Source organism: Brevibacillus sp. DP1.3A (genome assembly GCF_013284245.2).
Classification (GTDB): Bacteria; Bacillota; Bacilli; order Brevibacillales; family Brevibacillaceae; genus Brevibacillus.
The window spans coordinates 4,634,711-4,650,158 of the sequence record NZ_CP085876.1; the positions used below are offsets into that span (position 1 = coordinate 4,634,711).

General features: G+C 44.4%; 19 protein-coding genes and 2 pseudogenes. 7 read left to right on the forward strand and 14 right to left on the reverse strand.

What is annotated here, in order from left to right:
• Positions 1-411: 411 nt before the first annotated feature.
• From HP399_RS21175 to HP399_RS21205, 8 genes are all read right to left on the reverse strand, one after another.
• Complete coding sequence (locus HP399_RS21175) at positions 412-1,707, reverse strand: hypothetical protein (RefSeq protein ID WP_173618862.1); 1,296 nt, start codon at positions 1,705-1,707, stop codon at positions 412-414.
• Positions 1,708-1,829: 122 nt separating this feature from the next.
• Positions 1,830-2,216 (reverse strand): ArpU family phage packaging/lysis transcriptional regulator, encoded by a 387-nt coding sequence (locus tag HP399_RS21180; protein ID WP_173618863.1) that lies wholly within the window; start codon positions 2,214-2,216, stop codon positions 1,830-1,832.
• Positions 2,217-2,358: 142 nt separating this feature from the next.
• Positions 2,359-3,081 carry a glycosyltransferase gene (locus tag HP399_RS21185; RefSeq protein WP_173618864.1) on the reverse strand — a complete coding sequence of 241 codons (723 nt, stop codon included), beginning with the start codon at positions 3,079-3,081 and terminating at the stop codon, positions 2,359-2,361.
• Between the two features lie 109 nt (positions 3,082-3,190).
• Entirely contained in the window at positions 3,191-3,430 is a 240-nt protein-coding gene (locus HP399_RS21190) for a YopX family protein (protein WP_370642525.1), read from the reverse strand.
• A 33-nt stretch (positions 3,431-3,463) separates the two neighbouring features.
• Positions 3,464-3,598, reverse strand: coding sequence for a hypothetical protein (locus tag HP399_RS31035; protein WP_255653728.1), 135 nt, complete (start codon positions 3,596-3,598; stop codon positions 3,464-3,466).
• Positions 3,599-3,614: 16 nt separating this feature from the next.
• Entirely contained in the window at positions 3,615-3,887 is a 273-nt protein-coding gene (locus tag HP399_RS21195; RefSeq protein WP_173618865.1) for a hypothetical protein, read from the reverse strand.
• 13 nt (positions 3,888-3,900) lie between these two features.
• Positions 3,901-4,116, reverse strand: coding sequence for a hypothetical protein (locus HP399_RS21200; RefSeq protein WP_173618866.1), 216 nt, complete (start codon positions 4,114-4,116; stop codon positions 3,901-3,903).
• 129 nt (positions 4,117-4,245) lie between these two features.
• Positions 4,246-4,557 (reverse strand): hypothetical protein, encoded by a 312-nt coding sequence (locus HP399_RS21205; RefSeq protein WP_173618867.1) that lies wholly within the window; start codon positions 4,555-4,557, stop codon positions 4,246-4,248.
• Positions 4,558-5,344: 787 nt separating this feature from the next.
• Between HP399_RS21205 and HP399_RS21210 the strand changes: the two genes are divergently transcribed.
• On the forward strand, positions 5,345-5,713 hold the full coding sequence (locus HP399_RS21210; RefSeq protein ID WP_173618868.1) for a hypothetical protein: 369 nt from the start codon (positions 5,345-5,347) through the stop codon (positions 5,711-5,713).
• Positions 5,714-5,918: 205 nt separating this feature from the next.
• Positions 5,919-6,113: a tautomerase family protein gene (locus tag HP399_RS21215; RefSeq protein ID WP_173618869.1), complete on the forward strand. Its 195-nt coding sequence runs from the start codon at positions 5,919-5,921 to the stop codon at positions 6,111-6,113.
• 41 nt (positions 6,114-6,154) lie between these two features.
• Here the strand turns inward: HP399_RS21215 and HP399_RS21220 are convergent, their stop codons facing one another.
• The gene (locus HP399_RS21220) at positions 6,155-6,550 is read right to left on the reverse strand and encodes a DNA adenine methylase (protein ID WP_173618870.1); all 396 of its coding nucleotides are present in this window, start codon (positions 6,548-6,550) and stop codon (positions 6,155-6,157) included.
• 127 nt (positions 6,551-6,677) lie between these two features.
• On the opposite strand from HP399_RS21220, the pseudogene HP399_RS21225 reads away from it, so the two are divergent.
• A pseudogene (locus tag HP399_RS21225) lies at positions 6,678-6,885 on the forward strand (DUF5131 family protein).
• A 72-nt stretch (positions 6,886-6,957) separates the two neighbouring features.
• Here HP399_RS21225 and HP399_RS21230 read toward each other — a convergent pair.
• A pseudogene (locus HP399_RS21230) lies at positions 6,958-7,299 on the reverse strand (sigma-70 family RNA polymerase sigma factor); the annotation flags it as partial.
• Positions 7,300-7,504: 205 nt separating this feature from the next.
• On the opposite strand from HP399_RS21230, the gene HP399_RS21235 reads away from it, so the two are divergent.
• Complete coding sequence (locus HP399_RS21235; protein ID WP_173618871.1) at positions 7,505-7,702, forward strand: hypothetical protein; 198 nt, start codon at positions 7,505-7,507, stop codon at positions 7,700-7,702.
• A gap of 20 nt (positions 7,703-7,722) precedes the next feature.
• Here HP399_RS21235 and HP399_RS21240 read toward each other — a convergent pair whose 3' ends face one another.
• The 3 genes from HP399_RS21240 to HP399_RS21250 are packed head-to-tail and all read right to left on the reverse strand — an operon-like array spanning position 7,723 to position 10,041.
• Positions 7,723-8,217, reverse strand: coding sequence for an ankyrin repeat domain-containing protein (locus HP399_RS21240; RefSeq protein WP_228088311.1), 495 nt, complete (start codon positions 8,215-8,217; stop codon positions 7,723-7,725).
• A gap of 13 nt (positions 8,218-8,230) precedes the next feature.
• On the reverse strand, positions 8,231-8,659 hold the full coding sequence (locus tag HP399_RS21245; RefSeq protein WP_173618872.1) for an immunity 22 family protein: 429 nt from the start codon (positions 8,657-8,659) through the stop codon (positions 8,231-8,233).
• A 56-nt stretch (positions 8,660-8,715) separates the two neighbouring features.
• Positions 8,716-10,041: an SMI1/KNR4 family protein gene (locus tag HP399_RS21250; RefSeq protein WP_173618873.1), complete on the reverse strand. Its 1,326-nt coding sequence runs from the start codon at positions 10,039-10,041 to the stop codon at positions 8,716-8,718.
• A gap of 184 nt (positions 10,042-10,225) precedes the next feature.
• On the opposite strand from HP399_RS21250, the gene HP399_RS21255 reads away from it, so the two are divergent.
• The 3 genes from HP399_RS21255 to HP399_RS21265 are packed head-to-tail and all read left to right on the forward strand — an operon-like array spanning position 10,226 to position 14,786.
• Positions 10,226-11,926: a molecular chaperone HscC gene (locus tag HP399_RS21255; RefSeq protein WP_173618874.1), complete on the forward strand. Its 1,701-nt coding sequence runs from the start codon at positions 10,226-10,228 to the stop codon at positions 11,924-11,926.
• Positions 11,926-14,046: a J domain-containing protein gene (locus tag HP399_RS21260; RefSeq protein ID WP_173618875.1), complete on the forward strand. Its 2,121-nt coding sequence runs from the start codon at positions 11,926-11,928 to the stop codon at positions 14,044-14,046. The genes HP399_RS21255 and HP399_RS21260 overlap by 1 nt, the downstream gene beginning before the upstream one ends.
• 20 nt (positions 14,047-14,066) lie before the next feature.
• Positions 14,067-14,786, forward strand: coding sequence for a DUF1266 domain-containing protein (locus HP399_RS21265; RefSeq protein WP_173618876.1), 720 nt, complete (start codon positions 14,067-14,069; stop codon positions 14,784-14,786).
• Between the two features lie 89 nt (positions 14,787-14,875).
• Here HP399_RS21265 and HP399_RS21270 read toward each other — a convergent pair whose 3' ends face one another.
• Positions 14,876-15,442 (reverse strand): GNAT family N-acetyltransferase, encoded by a 567-nt coding sequence (locus HP399_RS21270; protein ID WP_173618877.1) that lies wholly within the window; start codon positions 15,440-15,442, stop codon positions 14,876-14,878.
• Positions 15,443-15,448 lie beyond the last annotated feature (6 nt).

The following is a 15,448-nucleotide window of genomic DNA, read 5'->3' on the forward strand; positions in this document are numbered from 1 at the left end:
AATAAAGATGCTCGCGATTTTTCGAAGCTCCGAGAGGGGTTCCCAAAACTTGAAAACCGCTGTAAAACATACAATGAAAAATTATTGCATGGTTCCCTGCTACGCTCGTCGCAACTGGTGCGTTCAGGCTCAGAATGTCCCCCTCTCGTAAGGTCACATTCGTCATCACCCATAGATTCGCTCAGGTACGCCATTGATAAGGGATAGACGGTATCTCCCAAGAGCAGTTGTTGCTTGCTCTTGACTTAAGATTACCGTCCATGAAATTCCAAATCGTCCTGCCTTTTATCCCTGATTTTATCCGGGTTTTGTCCCGTATTTTGTCGGGGTTTTGTCGGGCTTTTTTACATAAAAAATGGCACTCAGATCATACCGAGTGCCTTGGAAATTAAAATACATTCTATAAGATTTTTACCTTCTAACAACCCAATAAAAGTACAGGTTACCAGAAGTATCCCAGTTATCAACCTCATTGGGCTCAGCTCGGCCAGAATGACCATCGATTGTTGCCTCGAAATCATGACCTATTTTGTGTCCCTTAGCATCCTGACTAATAGTGTACGATTGTGAAGAAACCCAAACATCAGATTCCGTCAGAACATCATCAAGATATTCATTATCCTCTACTTTGAATTTATGCCAATCACCGGAAAGACTTCCGGTTGAATCATAAATTTCTATGTCTCCACTTGTATCCCAGGATACAGACGCACCAGGAGGCCAAGTAAGATCATAAGTAACATTACCAGAAATACTGGAATTATCGGGAAGCCAACCCTTTGTTATGATATTACTTGATTTATCAGCATCAAGTCGGTCCACGAATTCTCTTGACTTAAAAATTTCAATCTCACTAAGTGGTTGGTCAGCACGAAAGTAGACATAGCTTTTTGTATCAGGGTTGTCAGGGGTTTCATCTTTATAAACTTCCCAAACATGATATGATTTTGCTAGTCTCTGTTGGGTAGAATTAATATCAATAAAGTTATTAATCTCAGTTTCCCAAGTATATATATTTGAAAATGAATCTGGAAGATTCACATCTATTCCCGCAGCTGCGGCTATATTGGGACTAAGAAAACTAAATTGAGATTTTCGTGCTTTAGTGCTCTTATTTATTTCAATATTATATCTCTTCGTCATATTCTCGAGGTCTTCCAACTTATAGTCTTGATTTCCTCTGTTAATCGAGATAACTGCTGACAATTTAACTTGGTTATTTTCAAATTTGTAACCAAACATATCAAGGGAATATGTTGATTCTTTAAGATATTCAGGGGTAATATCTAAATTCGGTTCAAAAGTATTTGTGATATCTTCCGCATCAAGTTTTTCACCAAAAATATAAAAAGGTTTATTTTCTTTTTTTGCCTGTTTATAGAGTTTTTTCACCTCTTTGTTCTTTATATTAGCTTCAGATATCCAAAGTGCGTCGATATCATCTGGAATTTCTTGAATATCCTCTTCTAATATCTGTATTGATTCCTCTTCTGTAGCAAAACCTCTCTGTTCACTGATAGCTTCTTCAATTGTCTTACCTACTGCACTTTTTTCTTCATCACCAATTACACCGATTTTATAAGGGCCTTGTTTTATCTTTGAAGTAGTAATCTCTACTTCCTTAGCTTCGACGCCATAGTTCCCAGCAACCAATGTCATGAGTAGAACAATACATGTCGAAAGCTTTAGTATTTTTCTTCCTTTCATGGAACCAACCTCCTTTTTCATAAAAAATACCATTTATGGATAAGTAGTGTCAATCCACCAGGACTGTCTTTTACCTAATATCTATATTCCATTCATCTTTAATTATTGCACAAAAAAGGCACTCAGATCATACCGAGTGCCGTAGCGATTTGCATAATTGCATCTTTCTTTTTCGTATAGTATTGGTCCTTGGTCAAGCCCATATCAAGATAAACATTGATGTCTTTTACTCGTGATGTACTAAGATACTTTTCTTCGATGATCTGACGCTCTACTTCATCCAACGAATACTGTAAAGCTCTTTCGATCTGTCGTGCTTTCAACTCATTCGTGGACTCAGACTTTTGAAGCCGAGGAAACAGTTGATCGATCCCCTTCTCCTGTCGCTCCTGTTTATTTTGGACAGCAACACGAAGGGCCTTATACTCTTTTAATGCTTTTACAACAGCCTTTCTGACTTCTTTTTCGTCTATTGGTTCCAGAAATGACAGTTGCTCTTGTGCGCTCATCTTTCCAATTCCCCCTCGTGGCAGCCCATGCAATAATGTTTTTGCCGAACATATATACGGGCTCCCTGCTGGGGGCTATTTTTTTGAAATATTATGTTGATTCCTAATCTTGTTCATCTGCTTCTTAGACAATGCCAGTGCGTTAGATTATTTTTCGGGAAGAGAGTTTACGTAACCGAATCGATTTCGCCAGAACCCGACTTCCCGACATTAGATATCTGTCTCCGGCGGTCCATGTGTGACTCTTTTTGTTATTTCTACGAACCGCAATGTAATTACGAGGAGCAGAAGCGTAAATTTTATAGCCTCTTGCTCGGCTGGCTCTTATAAATCTTCCATCTTCCCCTAGTGAAACATTAGCAAAACGTACACGGTTGAATACACGTTTTCTAAATAATATGGTTCCCCCTGCAAGCGCCCCTACGAACTTATTCTGCTGTTTAGGGAAACGTAAAATTAGTAGCTTTCTTGCTTGGAGATAAGCCATATATGCCCGCTTCCCAACAATGTCAGCTCCTGTACGATGAAGATCATTCATTTGCTGTTTTAAATAATATGGCGAGTAGTAATCGTCATCATCGAACTTTGCAATAAATTGGTATTTCGTTTTGCTGACCGCATAATTTAAGCACCTGCCCAAAGAGACCCTTTCTGGAACTTTGTAGATAGAAATGTTCTTATATCTCCGCACTTTTTTTCGGTATTTATCCAAGCTCATGCTATCTTTATTAATCACAATTACCAACTCTTTTACCCGAAACAACTGGGTCTTATAATTAGCGATGATATTATAAAAAAAATGTGGTCGGTTCGTGCAAGTAATAATGGAAACTCCGCCACGAATGCTGTTTTTATTTTTCCTCATCGCTCATCCCCCTTTTTGAAAGTTTGTATATACTTTATGCAAACTCCTATAAGAGGGAAAGGTACAACTCTACATGGAAAACATACAATTTTCTCTTTTGTTATGAACCTTATAGGAGCTCAGGGTTCTCGTAGATGTTACCGATGACTTCGCACTTATTTAGGTAAATCTGGGTGAATAAAAGATATCCGTCATTACCCAATACAGTCTTTCCCTTCAACGCATACTGGCAATCGCCTGTGAACATGACATAGCCGTTCCAATCATGATCCGGGACATGAATGACGTCTCCCTCATAAATCTCCTTGCCGTTCTTGTCGCGGAGTCCTGTATATTGTAGTAACTCCACTTCGTCCAGGTATTTCGAGGTGCATTCATGCGGTTATTCTCTGTCTACAAACTCGCTCCAGAATGCTAGGGTACCATCATCCTGCCACCAGTTCAGTACCATCGGAAACATCATCTTTTCTCGATCTGGGTCCCATGCGCGAAATTTAATAAACCGTCCAGCTTGCATCCCGTTCCCCTCCTATTTAAGTGACTTCCGTTATCCGGCTTCGCAGTTTCTTTATGTCATCAATAAGCGATGCTTTGTCCTCTGGAAAGAGCAGCATCATATCCAGTTTGATATCTATCAACTCTTTGATTTCCTCCACCGACATATCCATTTCCATGAACTGCCCGGTTGGAATCAAATCATGCTGGTCTACGTTTCTCCCACATAAAGTGCATTCGTAGACACCGATCGCACCGCTGTAATGACATAGCTTTTCGCAACCACACGTTGGGCAGCATAACCCTTCCATCCGGTTCCCCTCCTCATTGCATCAATGTGGAATTCCTGTTTTGTTCTCTGACCGCCAATTCCTTTATAGCGAATGAAGTCATGCCGACAAGATACTGGATCAATATTTTATAGTCGTTGTCTGGAATCGCTTGCGCTGTCCGGATATACGTTTCGATATTTTTAGCTGACGCGTCATTAAGCTTCTGGAGTGTTTCCAAAGCATGATCGCCTAAACGGATGCCTTGCATGTAGCTTCCCTCCCTGAGTACAAACCGTGTGTTGAATCAATCGATAGTCAAACTCCAGTGCCTCTGCAATCTGTACATTAATGAACGGCACACCTGTTACCAAGTCCCTTACCTCCTCATCACAATTTCTCATGATTGCAATAGACTACGAAGACGTTCTTCTTTCTTGCGTAGCCGGATAATCTCTTCGTTGCGTTGTTTCAACATGGAGACAAATTGCTGCAACTCGCTCTCTACCTTCACATCAAAGGAACGTCCTTTAATCCGATCAATCAGTGTGTACTGGACATTCAAATACTCTGTAGGGCCATTGACGACTTTCTTCTCGCAACTGAACTGCACCCATGTATCGGTGATGTACCTGATCCGAATCTTGTCTACTTCCCAGAAACCTTGTCTCTCGAACAGATTGCGTATCTTTTCTTCCTGTTCTTTTAACATCTACGCGCCTCCCTTCATCACAATTTCTCTTTTGTTAAATGGAACGAAACAACTCCGGGTTCGCATAGATGTTGTCATCTGATCGATCGCCACGGTAAAATGGTAAAATACCGGAAAAAGGTGAGGTGTCTTAATGTTTCAAAAAGTCCTTGCACGTCCCAAGTGGTTTCTTGCTCTTGCCGCAATAGCAATAATTTTACTTATCATTAGTCGGTTTTACATAGACAGTATTATCTTGAGAAGCATTAGTTTTTTTGTATTGGCAATTTACATATTCGCTCTAGGATACCTGGAGAAGAAAAATAACTTCTTGATAGTGTGTTCTGTGCTGTCTCTTGCTTTCATTGTCTTGTGCATTAAAACCCTTCTTGGCTGACGGGTGGCTTTTATTATGAAAAAGTTTTTAGTAGTTGCTATGTTGACCTTGTCTGTAATCTCTATGTCTAGTGCTGCTATTGCTACTGAGCCAGAAGGAACCGTTTCGTGTGGTGGTGGCAAACCTAGGTGTCCCGATGTATTTTAGTTAAACGAGAGCCTCCACATTGGGGGCTTTCTTCAATTACCGTTGTATTAAGCGACCACTTTTAAAACAGCGAATACCCCGATCTCCCTTAAGAACTTCCCAACGCTTCAACTCTTAGCCATGCCCTCTTCTTCAATGAATTTATACAATTTTATTAACAGATTAATTTTTATTAATTGAGTCATACACTTACCAAATCTTCATAAATTTTAAATTGTGTTCCAGTTCCACAAACAAATTGTGTGCTAAGGGAGAGGATGAGCAATGGGTAAATTTCGGGTCACGTTTAAAAGTATTGTCGTTCATAAATCTGATGATGGCGCATTTGACAGCACTTTGGAAACGAAATGGAATTTCATTATTAATGGATCAATTTTTTCCTGGACAAAAAATCTAAAAGCACAAAACACACCGTACGCCATTGATATTAGTCATGATCTTGATGTTCCTGATAATTCGATCATTCATCTCGAGGTTTATGGAAATGAAATTGATACTGTTAGTGATGATGAATTACCAGGATTTATTCATACATGGAACAGAGATAGCAGTTGGGGCTTAGGATTTCATCCTGAGAAACAGTCCAATGACAACATAACTTACACACTTAATTACGAAATTTCCCAAATATAAGGATAGTTGACACCTTTCAATTACTAATACTCGCCCCCACGTTGTTTGAAAGCGTGGGGTTATCTCATTTAAAATTCAGTTTCCTCGTTTCCTCCCTAACTATTAAGTTAAAAAATCCGTGTCACCCAATCTGTTAATATGATTGAAACTATTTGTTAACTTGTCCGTCTACGTTATAAAAGAAACTGATTGGAGATGTGGACAAATGCCATATATCAACCTTCAAATTACAAAAGGTACAACCCGTGATCAAAAGGCTCAGATTGTGAAAGAGTTCACTGAAACTCTTGTTAACGTTCTTGGCAAAAAACCTGAACATACTCACATCGTTATTGAAGAAATTGATGATGAAAATTGGGGGTTCTCCGGCATTCTTACTGACGACTTCAGAAAACAATAGGTAGTTTTCAACCGCCCGGCTTTTTGCTGGGTTTTTTCATTCTAATGATGGTCAATATACCAAGTACACAAAGTGTTAAATGCCTGACAGCGATAAGATTGTCTACTGCCATGATTTGCTGCAACTGGGTTAATCCAAAGCACTTCTGTCCGAACCTGCCCGGTTTCGATTACTTGCTGCCGTTCTTCGCATTGCCAATTGCTCAACATATCGATGTACAAATCATTTGCATACCCAGATAGTAGCACTGGTCCGGGATGATCATTGAGGACCTTCAACAAGTCGCAATGGTCATCGTCAGTCATCTCGTTCCAGTAAATCTCCCCGTTCCTGGTTCCCAAGATATACGGCGGGTCGGCGTCTATCAGGAGATCCTCGCGTGTATATCTTCCAATCACTTGGAGAGCTGGCCTATTTTCAATTTGGATCTCCTTCAAACGTTCAGCCACCATTGCGATTTTTCGGCCGGAGAATGTATGGCAAGGGGTAAGTGTCGAGGATGAACGTGTCATTCATAGAATTGACGATTAACGTCGGGTTCCTGCATACACTAGATTCCTTTCTGTGGAACCTTTGATCGGCCCAATTGATAACCTTGAAGGAATTCATTGGGTAATTGTTGGTGGCGAATCTGGACCGGGTGCGAAGTATTATGCAACAGTGTAAAGATCAGAATGTTGCATTCTTTTTCAAACAATGGGGCGGCGTTCAGAAACATCGTAACGGTAGAATGATTGATGGCCAAACATACGATGAATACCAAATCACTTGATAACAGTTTAAAGGGACCATAAGGGTCCCCTTTTTCATAACTCTTGATCAAAAGACACTCTTTTGACTTTAATATCTCATTCTCAATACAACGCGCAGCATACGTAGCCAGCTTGGTGCCCTTATCCACCTGATAACTCTCGATTGCTTTGATCAGGCCGATGGTACCGATGGAAATCAGATCTTCACTGTCCTCACCTGTGTTCTCGAATTTCTTCACAATATGCGCCACCAAACGCAAATTGTGCTCAATCAGCTTGTTGCGGGCGTAAGGGTCGCCTTTGGCCATGAGTCGGAGGTACTTTTCTTCTTCGGTGTCCTGAAGCGGTTGCGGGAAGGCATTGTTCTTGACATAAGCCACAAAAACAAGAAGTTCTTTAAAAACAAGGGAAAGCGCCGCGATAATGCTGGACATGGCTGCCACCTCCACGTCTGGAATAGCTTACTTCTATCCATATGTGGGCGGTTGCCTATGCGTGCCTGTACGCAGGGAGTTGTTGTCGATTAATTCACTGTTGCTTGTATGGTAAAGGATTCACATTTGTGAATATAGAGTGAGGCTTAGAAAAAATGAGATATTTTGGTAAAATGAACAAAACGAACGATTGGAGCGATCACCCATGCTAGAATTTGGCGCTGTGTCGATCGAATGGGGTACTGTACTCTTTCAGCTCTTTATCTTCTTCATGCCTTTAGCACTTGTCATTGCCTGCTGCTTGTTCATCGTAAAACGCACGGCAACCAAGCAAAAAGCCATCGAGGAGCTGGAAAAACGCGTCGCAGCACTCGAGCAAGAAATAAAGCGTCCGAAATCATAACGGACGCTTAGCTTTTTCCCCTATTCAAATAAAGCCATCATCTCTTCGTCTTCTCTCTCGCGTGCTATATCGTATGGTGTTTGCCCCTCCATGTCCTTTTTGTTAGGATTCGCACCTTTAGCCAGCAGCAGCTCTACCACATCCACACGCTCCTCTCCATCGGCTACCTGTGTGTGCAGCGGGGTACTTCCATCATGAGCGCTGGCATGTATGTCTGCACCGTGCGCGATGAGCGCCTCTGCGACCTCTGGATAGAGCGCGATATGCAACGGGGTAATACCCTCATCGTTTTTCGCATGGACATCTGCTCCCTGTGCGACCAAATACGCAATAAGGTCAACGTCGTCTGTCATCACAGCGCCATGCAGTACGGAAAACTCATACTCATCCTTCTCATGCAGCAATTCCGGCTGTTTCGTGACGATCTTTTTTACGAGCTCAAGGTCTCCCAATTCAGCTGCATCATATAAATCTGCGAAATGGTAAGCCATATCTGTCTCTCCTTTCTTAGGCATTCCTCCCTGCTCCTTACCGCTCCTCTGTCTCAAATACAAGTTTGGCGAGCAGGACAACCGGTGCATCTTTTTCTTGCCCGTCCTCAGTGAGATCGAACAATTTTTCGTTAATCGGACCGTACCGCGATTCATTGCCGTACAGCAAAATGACATGTGGGTACTTGCCAATCTCCTCTGTTAACTGTTTGGGCCATTCTTTTCTATCCAGTGTTGCATTCATCGCATATTCGTTTTCCAAATACGTGAAAAAGTCCGCTCTTGTCTCTGCATCCTGTACCTCATGCACTTCAAAAAAGTCTTCGTCCACCCATTCAAGGCCAGACGCTGTTAAAAAGCCAGACGGTATCACATCCCCGTCCTCATCGTAAACCGGAGTCAGAAAATCTGCTAGTTCATCAGAAGACTGCAAGGCTGCTCCCCATACCGTTACCACATTTCTCATTGTCTTTCCCCCTCGCTCCATTCCCCTTGCACAAACACGGGTCAGTGCCTCTTCATCTAATGCTTTGCTGTTTCCAAGGAAGAGCGAATGCGATCTACACGCTCCTTTTCCTTGCGCAGAATGGCTTTTTCGTACGCTACATCCAACAACCGATTGATTTCTTGCCAATTCGCTTCACCAGAAGGAGACTCACCACTCGTCAGCATTTTCCCCCAAGCACTTAACGCAATCTGCCGTTGTGCTTCATTTCCGTCCAGCCAACGAATCAGATCACCCCATTGTGGACGTGACATCGCGAAAAGCTCATCCCAGCCTTCAATCGGGTACGCCACATGCGGTTCCATCCACAAAATGACTCCTCGGGCGCGAAAGTGATGCAAATGACTGTTGGCAGCATATCCTACCAGACATTCTTTTCTGGCAACGACTTCGTCCATCTCAGCCAAAACTCGTTGCAAGCCTTCTTCTTCCGGCAAACAAGTCGCCGTTACATATGCACGTAGACTCGAGCCTATGCGTTCATAATGTGGCCCGGACTCCCAGAGCGAGCGTACCCAGCTCTCTGCCTTCTTGCCTACTGTCTCGACAATGAGCTGGCACCAGAGCAGCAGATTGCTTGATGAGGTTTCCTGCTCGATTTGCGCTACCCATTTATGCAAAATCGGCTCCCAATCGTACTGAGCAAATGCTTCTTGGATACGTGAATCACCTGTACCATGCATTTTGGCAAACAAGACCAGCTTCTCGAAATCTTGTGTTGCCTCTTCAAACGTTAGCGTCCGATAGGTTTGCAGCCATTCTTTCCACTCCTGTGCGATTTGCCCCTCAACATCGAGTCCCTCTGCACCTGCGAGCGCTTCATAATTCCAGCACTCTGCCCCAATACAGCCGAGCTCCGTGACTCGCTCTACGAACTCTGTAAAGCTTTTGCCGAGCAGTAGGAATTCGTCTGTCTCATGCCCCCAAGAATAGACGGGTGGGTCATCCGCGCCCGTCGACAAATCGATGAGCAGCATGTCGCCATTCCCGCCAACGTGAAAACAGAGATACCTTTTCTCGTCCTCACTCTCTTCGTCTCCACCAAAGTACGGCCACTCAAATGCATCCAATGACCATCCCAAATCTCCACTGAGTGAAAAAGGATCTAACGCTCGAGATGGCAACGACCAATTTATTTGAACTTGACTGCTGCCCGCAAGCAAAATTGTCCGGATCGTCGCAGGAAAACTGACCCCGAGACTCTCCTCTCTTCTTTCGATTTCTTCCAGCCCCGCCGGTGGTTCTATAGTGAGCGGCCAAACCTGGGCACCTTGACGCTCCATATCATGCATAAGTAACTTCCACGCTTCAAACCACTTTTCCATTCGCTGCTGCATTGGCATAACGACCTCTCTCGTTTGTCGTTTTCTATCTTACGAATTCTATTTCTATTTTCTTTATCTAAAATTCGATTTCATATCCTACTAAAGCACCAATTATATCCATTTTTTTCGTGGTAAAATTATCTATAAAGTCTCTACTTTTACCGATATTAGTAGAAAAAACACGGAAATGAGGACCTAGCTGATGACCACCATTGGAATTGATTTGGGCACGACGAACAGTCTGGTGGCCTACTGGACTGAGAATGGACCCGTGCTCATTCCAAACGCGCTCGGAGAAACACTGACTCCTTCTGTGGTCAGCGTCGATGAAAACGGCGAGATTTTAATTGGAAAAATCGCCAGAGAGCGCCTCTTAACTCACCCTGATCGGACTGCTTCTACCTTCAAACGGTTTATGGGGACAGAAAAAAGGTACCAACTGGGGAGATATTCCCTTTCTGCCGAAGACCTTTCCTCGTTTGTGATTAAATCTTTGAAGGCCGATGCTGAGGCTCATTTAGGGCAACCCGTTCGCGAAGCGGTTATCAGTGTGCCTGCCTATTTCAACGACACACAACGCAAAGCAACCAAACGATCAGCAGAGCTTGCTGGACTGAAAGTAGAGCGTTTGATCAGCGAACCGACTGCCGCCGCGATCTCTTATGGGCTCCATCAGGAGGAAAGCGAAACACAATTCCTCGTATTCGATTTAGGTGGCGGAACGTTTGACGTTTCTATTTTGGAAATGTTCGAAGGTGTGATGGAAGTAAAATCAATCGCTGGAGACAACTTTTTGGGCGGCGAAGACTTTACCGATCTGATTGCCTCTTATTTTATAGAAGCCCATCGACTCGATATCAACACGCTGAACAGCAAAACACGTTCGTCCATTCACAAACAAGCTGAGTTGTGCAAGCGCGCCTTGTTTTCCGAGCAAGAAGGGAAAATGAGTGTCAATATCCAGGGAGAGCTGGTTGAAACGACCCTCAGCCGGAATCAGCTGGAAGATCTCGCGTTTCCTCTGCTTCAACGACTGCGTCAGCCCATCGAGCGTGCTTTGCGAGACGCATCCATCTCCCCTCAGGAACTGGACGCAATCGTGCTTATTGGCGGTGCGACACGGATGCCGCTTATCAAATCCATCGTGAGCAAAATATTTGGGCGACTGCCCTATTCCCATATTAATCCCGATGAGGCTGTTGCATTGGGAACAGCGATTCAAGCAGCACTCAAGGAACGCAACGAGGCGTTAAACGAGCTTGTTTTGACCGATGTTTGCCCATACACACTCGGTACGGGTATTGTACAAACCATGGCAAACGGCAAACACGAGGATGGCTACTTCTTTCCGATCATCGAGCGCAATACGCCAATCCCGGTTAGCCGGGTAGAACGGCTATACACCGTAGTCGATTATCAACGCTCCATTCTCGTTGACGTGTATCAAGGGGAAAGCCGACGCGTCGAACATAACCTCAAGCTTGGCGAATTGAATGTAAAAGTTCCCCCTGCCAAAAAAGGCGAGGAATCTATCGATGTTCGTTATACATATGACATCAACGGGATTCTGGAAGTCGAAGTGACTGTCGTCTCTACAGGAGTCAAAAGCACAGCCGTCATCGAAAAAAATCCGGGCAGCCTATCAAAAAAAGAAATTGAGGAGCGTTTTCAGGCCCTTCAAAATATTAAGATCCACCCCAGAGAGCGAACCGAAAATCGATTGCTTCTGGCAAAAGGCGAGCGTATGTATGAGGAAGCGTTGGGCGAAGACCGTATGATCATTGCGAATTACTTACGCCGCTTCGAAAGTGTCCTCTCTACCCAAAATGAAAGAGACATCGCCAAAGCAGCAGAGGAATTGAAGCAGCAGCTGGACATGTTTGAAGGGTGGAATGAGTATTAATGGGGATTTGGGAGATTCTCGGGATTGAACCGACGGACAATCCTGCCCAGATAAAAAAAGCTTATGCCAAAAAGTTGAAGGTGCACAATCCGGAAGTTGATCCTGAAGGCTTTCAGCGATTGCGAGAGGCGTATGACCTCGCCCTAAAGTACACACGCAATACCAAGCGGAATCGTATGTTCGAAGAAACGCCCCTACCTGAAAGAAGACAGACGAGACAACTGGATGAAGGCGAGAATCATGAATCGGAAGAAGAATCGGTTCCCCTTCAACCGCCACGGCAGCGCTATGAGCTGGCGAATACCGATTCCGAAGAAGAGGCGATTCACCTCCAGCCGCCGAGACGTCTTTACGAGCTGTGGCATTCTGAACCAGTAGAAGAAGAGCAGCCTAACTTCGATCCACCGCAGCGGCTCACACTGTTTGACAGGTTTTTAGAGGAAACAACGCAAGAAGTACTCTTGCAAGAAGAAATCCCCATTCCCAAGCGGTACGATTTCACGGAGAGCTACGATCATTCCGAACGCTCCATGAACCCCGATGATATGGTGGAGCGTTTTTTCCACCGTACACAAGAGTTGTACGATAACTATCACGAACGAATCCAGCTTGAAAACTGGCGTGAGTTGCTGAATGACGAGGCCATGTGGAATGTCGGCTGCCATCAACTCATCGATACGCAATTTCTCCACTTTTTAGAAGAACACTATCACTTGCCTCACGAGGTGTGGAAGCTGCTCGATTCCCATTTTCAATGGCGGGAGAAATCGGAAAAGCTCGCAAGCCAGCTCTCAGGACGTTTTGTCGCTTACCTGAACGGCCAGCTCAATCAGACCTTCACGCTGCGTTACCACTCTTTTGAGAATCGCGAGGACTTGGATATTGAAGCGTTTCTAGAATGGCGCAGCGATGCGTTATTTGCCCTCATGGAAAATGATTGGGAAACGGCTCAGAGCTATTTGGCAAAAGCCCATGCCCTGTACGCGCTTGACCCCGATTTGATCCGTTTACAGGGCGAATATTTTTTGCGAACCGGGAATAAGAATCGTGCCTTTCATACCTTTGATCAATTAATACGTCTTGATCCAGATAACATCGATGCGTATTTGTATCGTGCTCGGCTTTTCTTTGAAAAAGGGGATGCCGCCGATGCGATCAAAGATTGCGAGGAAATCCTCACTCGCATGCCAGAACTGTGGGACGCTCGTAGCTTGCTGGGGAAAAGTTATCTTCAGCTAGGGGAATGGGAGAAGGCTCAAGAGGTTTTTCAGGAGATGCTTTCGCATAATTCCTCCGATATCGATGCGAAGATATGCCTGACACAAATACAGTCTCCGTTTAACAAGAGGGCCGAACCAACTGCAAACAAGCAAGCCAAAGCCGCTAGGAGAAAAAACTTACGCGCACTCGGGCTTCCTGGCAAGTTATCAAGGTTCAAGCAATTTTTTGCTATTTACACGAGACGTAACATTTGGACGATTATTTTTCTCCTTCTGCTGCATTACGCTATGTTTGCTGTTGTATCCATGAAGCTGGAGATGACTTCGGAGCAGATGTTTGACTCTTTGGTCAATCACTTTAAGCCTGTCCAAGTTAAGACGATGGACGAGTTGAAACAAACTCCGCTTGGCTACCAAGTGGAATTTACATTGACCAAAGCTTCCTATATCAATATGCTCCGCGTCTATGACAAAGAGAAGCATCCCGAGCCAAAAGCCGAGTTCATTCCTGCTGCTAATGCCGAAGAGCGAGATCTATTAAACTCTGACACTGGTTATGTAAATGTGGGTTATCTGGATCAACAAGCGATCATTGTCATTACGGACTATGACCATGCCAAAGAAATTCATGACAAACATTCCATTACGATGCGAGGAACGCTCAAGGCGATACCGGATGGTGAGATGTTGCCTGTCATTGTGAATGCTTTGGACAAACGCAAGCATCCGCACACTGCGGTTCTCTTGACCGATACGTATATCAATGCCAAGCCTGACTTGGAAGAAAAAGGTTGGACGGGATCATGGCTTCTGGGCATTCTCGCGATGATTTCCATGTTGTATTACATCCGCATCATTCGCGAGATTCCCAAAACTCGCAAAGCATTGACATTCCACTAAAGGAGGCAGAGAGGAATTCCATGACAAAAGAAGCAGAAAACGAAAAAGAGATCGACCCAAAGTTAAGCCGCTACTTGCATGCTCTTTCCTCTGTTTGCTTAAATCAGAAGCAGCTCGCTTATTATTTGGCAATCCACGAATACAACCGCCTGCGCGATACGTTTCTGCGGCTTCGAATTGATAACAGATGGGACACGGGAGATGCTGCGAAAACACAAGAGAGATTGACTTGGTTTTTGGAACATGGGCGAAGAGCTGAGTTTGATCAGCATCGCCACGTATTATCCGCACTCAGTGCTGCCAATCGTCCCAACTACATCGCTTCCTTAAAAAAAGGCGACCTGGAGTCAGCCCGGCAGTTGATCGTGTACTCGTACATGAACAGACTCCCACATGCAGGCATTGCCGCTTTTGATTACGCTTGGTATCTCATTATTTGCAAAGCAGGCGCCCAGCAGTCCTATCTTCCCAAGGCAGATGCCGTAGAAAGCATGCTGGACGTAGCCAAGCGAATCCAACTCGCTTATTCGAGCTGGGAAGAGTATTTATTTGCGTATGCATGCGGCAATCTATACGACGAAGCAGGCGCGTCCAAAAATACGAGTAAAGCAACCGAAGCTCATATTTTGAAGCTCCTGACGGGTAAGTACAGCCCGATCCGTGAATTTGACTGGAAGTTTGATCTCACACCTTACCTGTCCTCACCTCAAGTAGAAAGCGTGCCCTCTTTTAGCAGCTAAGCGTACGAAAAAACGTTTCCCTCGGACTTTTAGTACTACGTCCAACGGGAAACGTTTTTTGTTCTTGTATCCGCCTCGATAGAGTTCTCTTATGCCTTTTCCGATAGGGCCTTCACCATATGGCTCAATTTATGCCCGCTTACGATCACTGTCCCATCCTCACGATAGCCGAGTGATTCATACAGCTTGCGTGCACGTGGTTTTTCCTCGTCAACGAGCAAAGCGATTCGGTCATGCCCGCGCTGAATCGCTTCTTTTTCAAAGGCATCCAGCAGAAGTGATCCGATCCCCTTCCCTCTACATGAGGAATCAACCGCGACAGAATCCAAATAAAATTCGTCATCCTTTGCTTCTTTTACAAGCGTAATCGTCCCGCCAGTCAAACGTTGGACATGCTCAACGAAAGGACGATCGAGCACCTCTGTTTGGCTCCCATGATAAAAGAGCGCCAGTCCTACCGGTACATCTCCATCCATGGCAATCACCGCGTTTTCGTAGCTGAGTCGGTTATTTTCCTTCGCAAAAAACTCTTCCATCATGCGAATCGCATCCGCTGCCTCCGTTGCACCTGTCAGCGTATGCGCGATATCTCCAATGGCATCATAAATCAATGGCGCAGCAAAAGCTGCATCTGTAGGTTCCGCTTTGCGTATCATGTGTTT

What these genes read in the sequence shown, in the direction of transcription:
- HP399_RS21175 (WP_173618862.1), bottom strand. Translation starts at nt 1,707, where the DNA reads ATGAAAGGAAGAAAAATACTAAAGCTTTCGACATGTATTGTTCTACTC.
- HP399_RS21180 (WP_173618863.1), bottom strand. Translation starts at nt 2,216, where the DNA reads ATGAGCGCACAAGAGCAACTGTCATTTCTGGAACCAATAGACGAAAAA.
- HP399_RS21185 (WP_173618864.1), bottom strand. Translation starts at nt 3,081, where the DNA reads ATGAGGAAAAATAAAAACAGCATTCGTGGCGGAGTTTCCATTATTACT.
- HP399_RS31035 (WP_255653728.1), bottom strand. Translation starts at nt 3,598, where the DNA reads ATGCAAGCTGGACGGTTTATTAAATTTCGCGCATGGGACCCAGATCGA.
- HP399_RS21195 (WP_173618865.1), bottom strand. Translation starts at nt 3,887, where the DNA reads ATGGAAGGGTTATGCTGCCCAACGTGTGGTTGCGAAAAGCTATGTCAT.
- HP399_RS21200 (WP_173618866.1), bottom strand. Translation starts at nt 4,116, where the DNA reads ATGCAAGGCATCCGTTTAGGCGATCATGCTTTGGAAACACTCCAGAAG.
- HP399_RS21205 (WP_173618867.1), bottom strand. Translation starts at nt 4,557, where the DNA reads ATGTTAAAAGAACAGGAAGAAAAGATACGCAATCTGTTCGAGAGACAA.
- HP399_RS21210 (WP_173618868.1), top strand. Translation starts at nt 5,345, where the DNA reads ATGGGTAAATTTCGGGTCACGTTTAAAAGTATTGTCGTTCATAAATCT.
- HP399_RS21215 (WP_173618869.1), top strand. Translation starts at nt 5,919, where the DNA reads ATGCCATATATCAACCTTCAAATTACAAAAGGTACAACCCGTGATCAA.
- HP399_RS21235 (WP_173618871.1), top strand. Translation starts at nt 7,505, where the DNA reads ATGCTAGAATTTGGCGCTGTGTCGATCGAATGGGGTACTGTACTCTTT.
- HP399_RS21240 (WP_228088311.1), bottom strand. Translation starts at nt 8,217, where the DNA reads ATGCCTAAGAAAGGAGAGACAGATATGGCTTACCATTTCGCAGATTTA.
- HP399_RS21245 (WP_173618872.1), bottom strand. Translation starts at nt 8,659, where the DNA reads ATGAGAAATGTGGTAACGGTATGGGGAGCAGCCTTGCAGTCTTCTGAT.
- HP399_RS21250 (WP_173618873.1), bottom strand. Translation starts at nt 10,041, where the DNA reads ATGCCAATGCAGCAGCGAATGGAAAAGTGGTTTGAAGCGTGGAAGTTA.
- HP399_RS21255 (WP_173618874.1), top strand. Translation starts at nt 10,226, where the DNA reads ATGACCACCATTGGAATTGATTTGGGCACGACGAACAGTCTGGTGGCC.
- HP399_RS21260 (WP_173618875.1), top strand. Translation starts at nt 11,926, where the DNA reads ATGGGGATTTGGGAGATTCTCGGGATTGAACCGACGGACAATCCTGCC.
- HP399_RS21265 (WP_173618876.1), top strand. Translation starts at nt 14,067, where the DNA reads ATGACAAAAGAAGCAGAAAACGAAAAAGAGATCGACCCAAAGTTAAGC.
- HP399_RS21270 (WP_173618877.1), bottom strand. Translation starts at nt 15,442, where the DNA reads ATGATACGCAAAGCGGAACCTACAGATGCAGCTTTTGCTGCGCCATTG.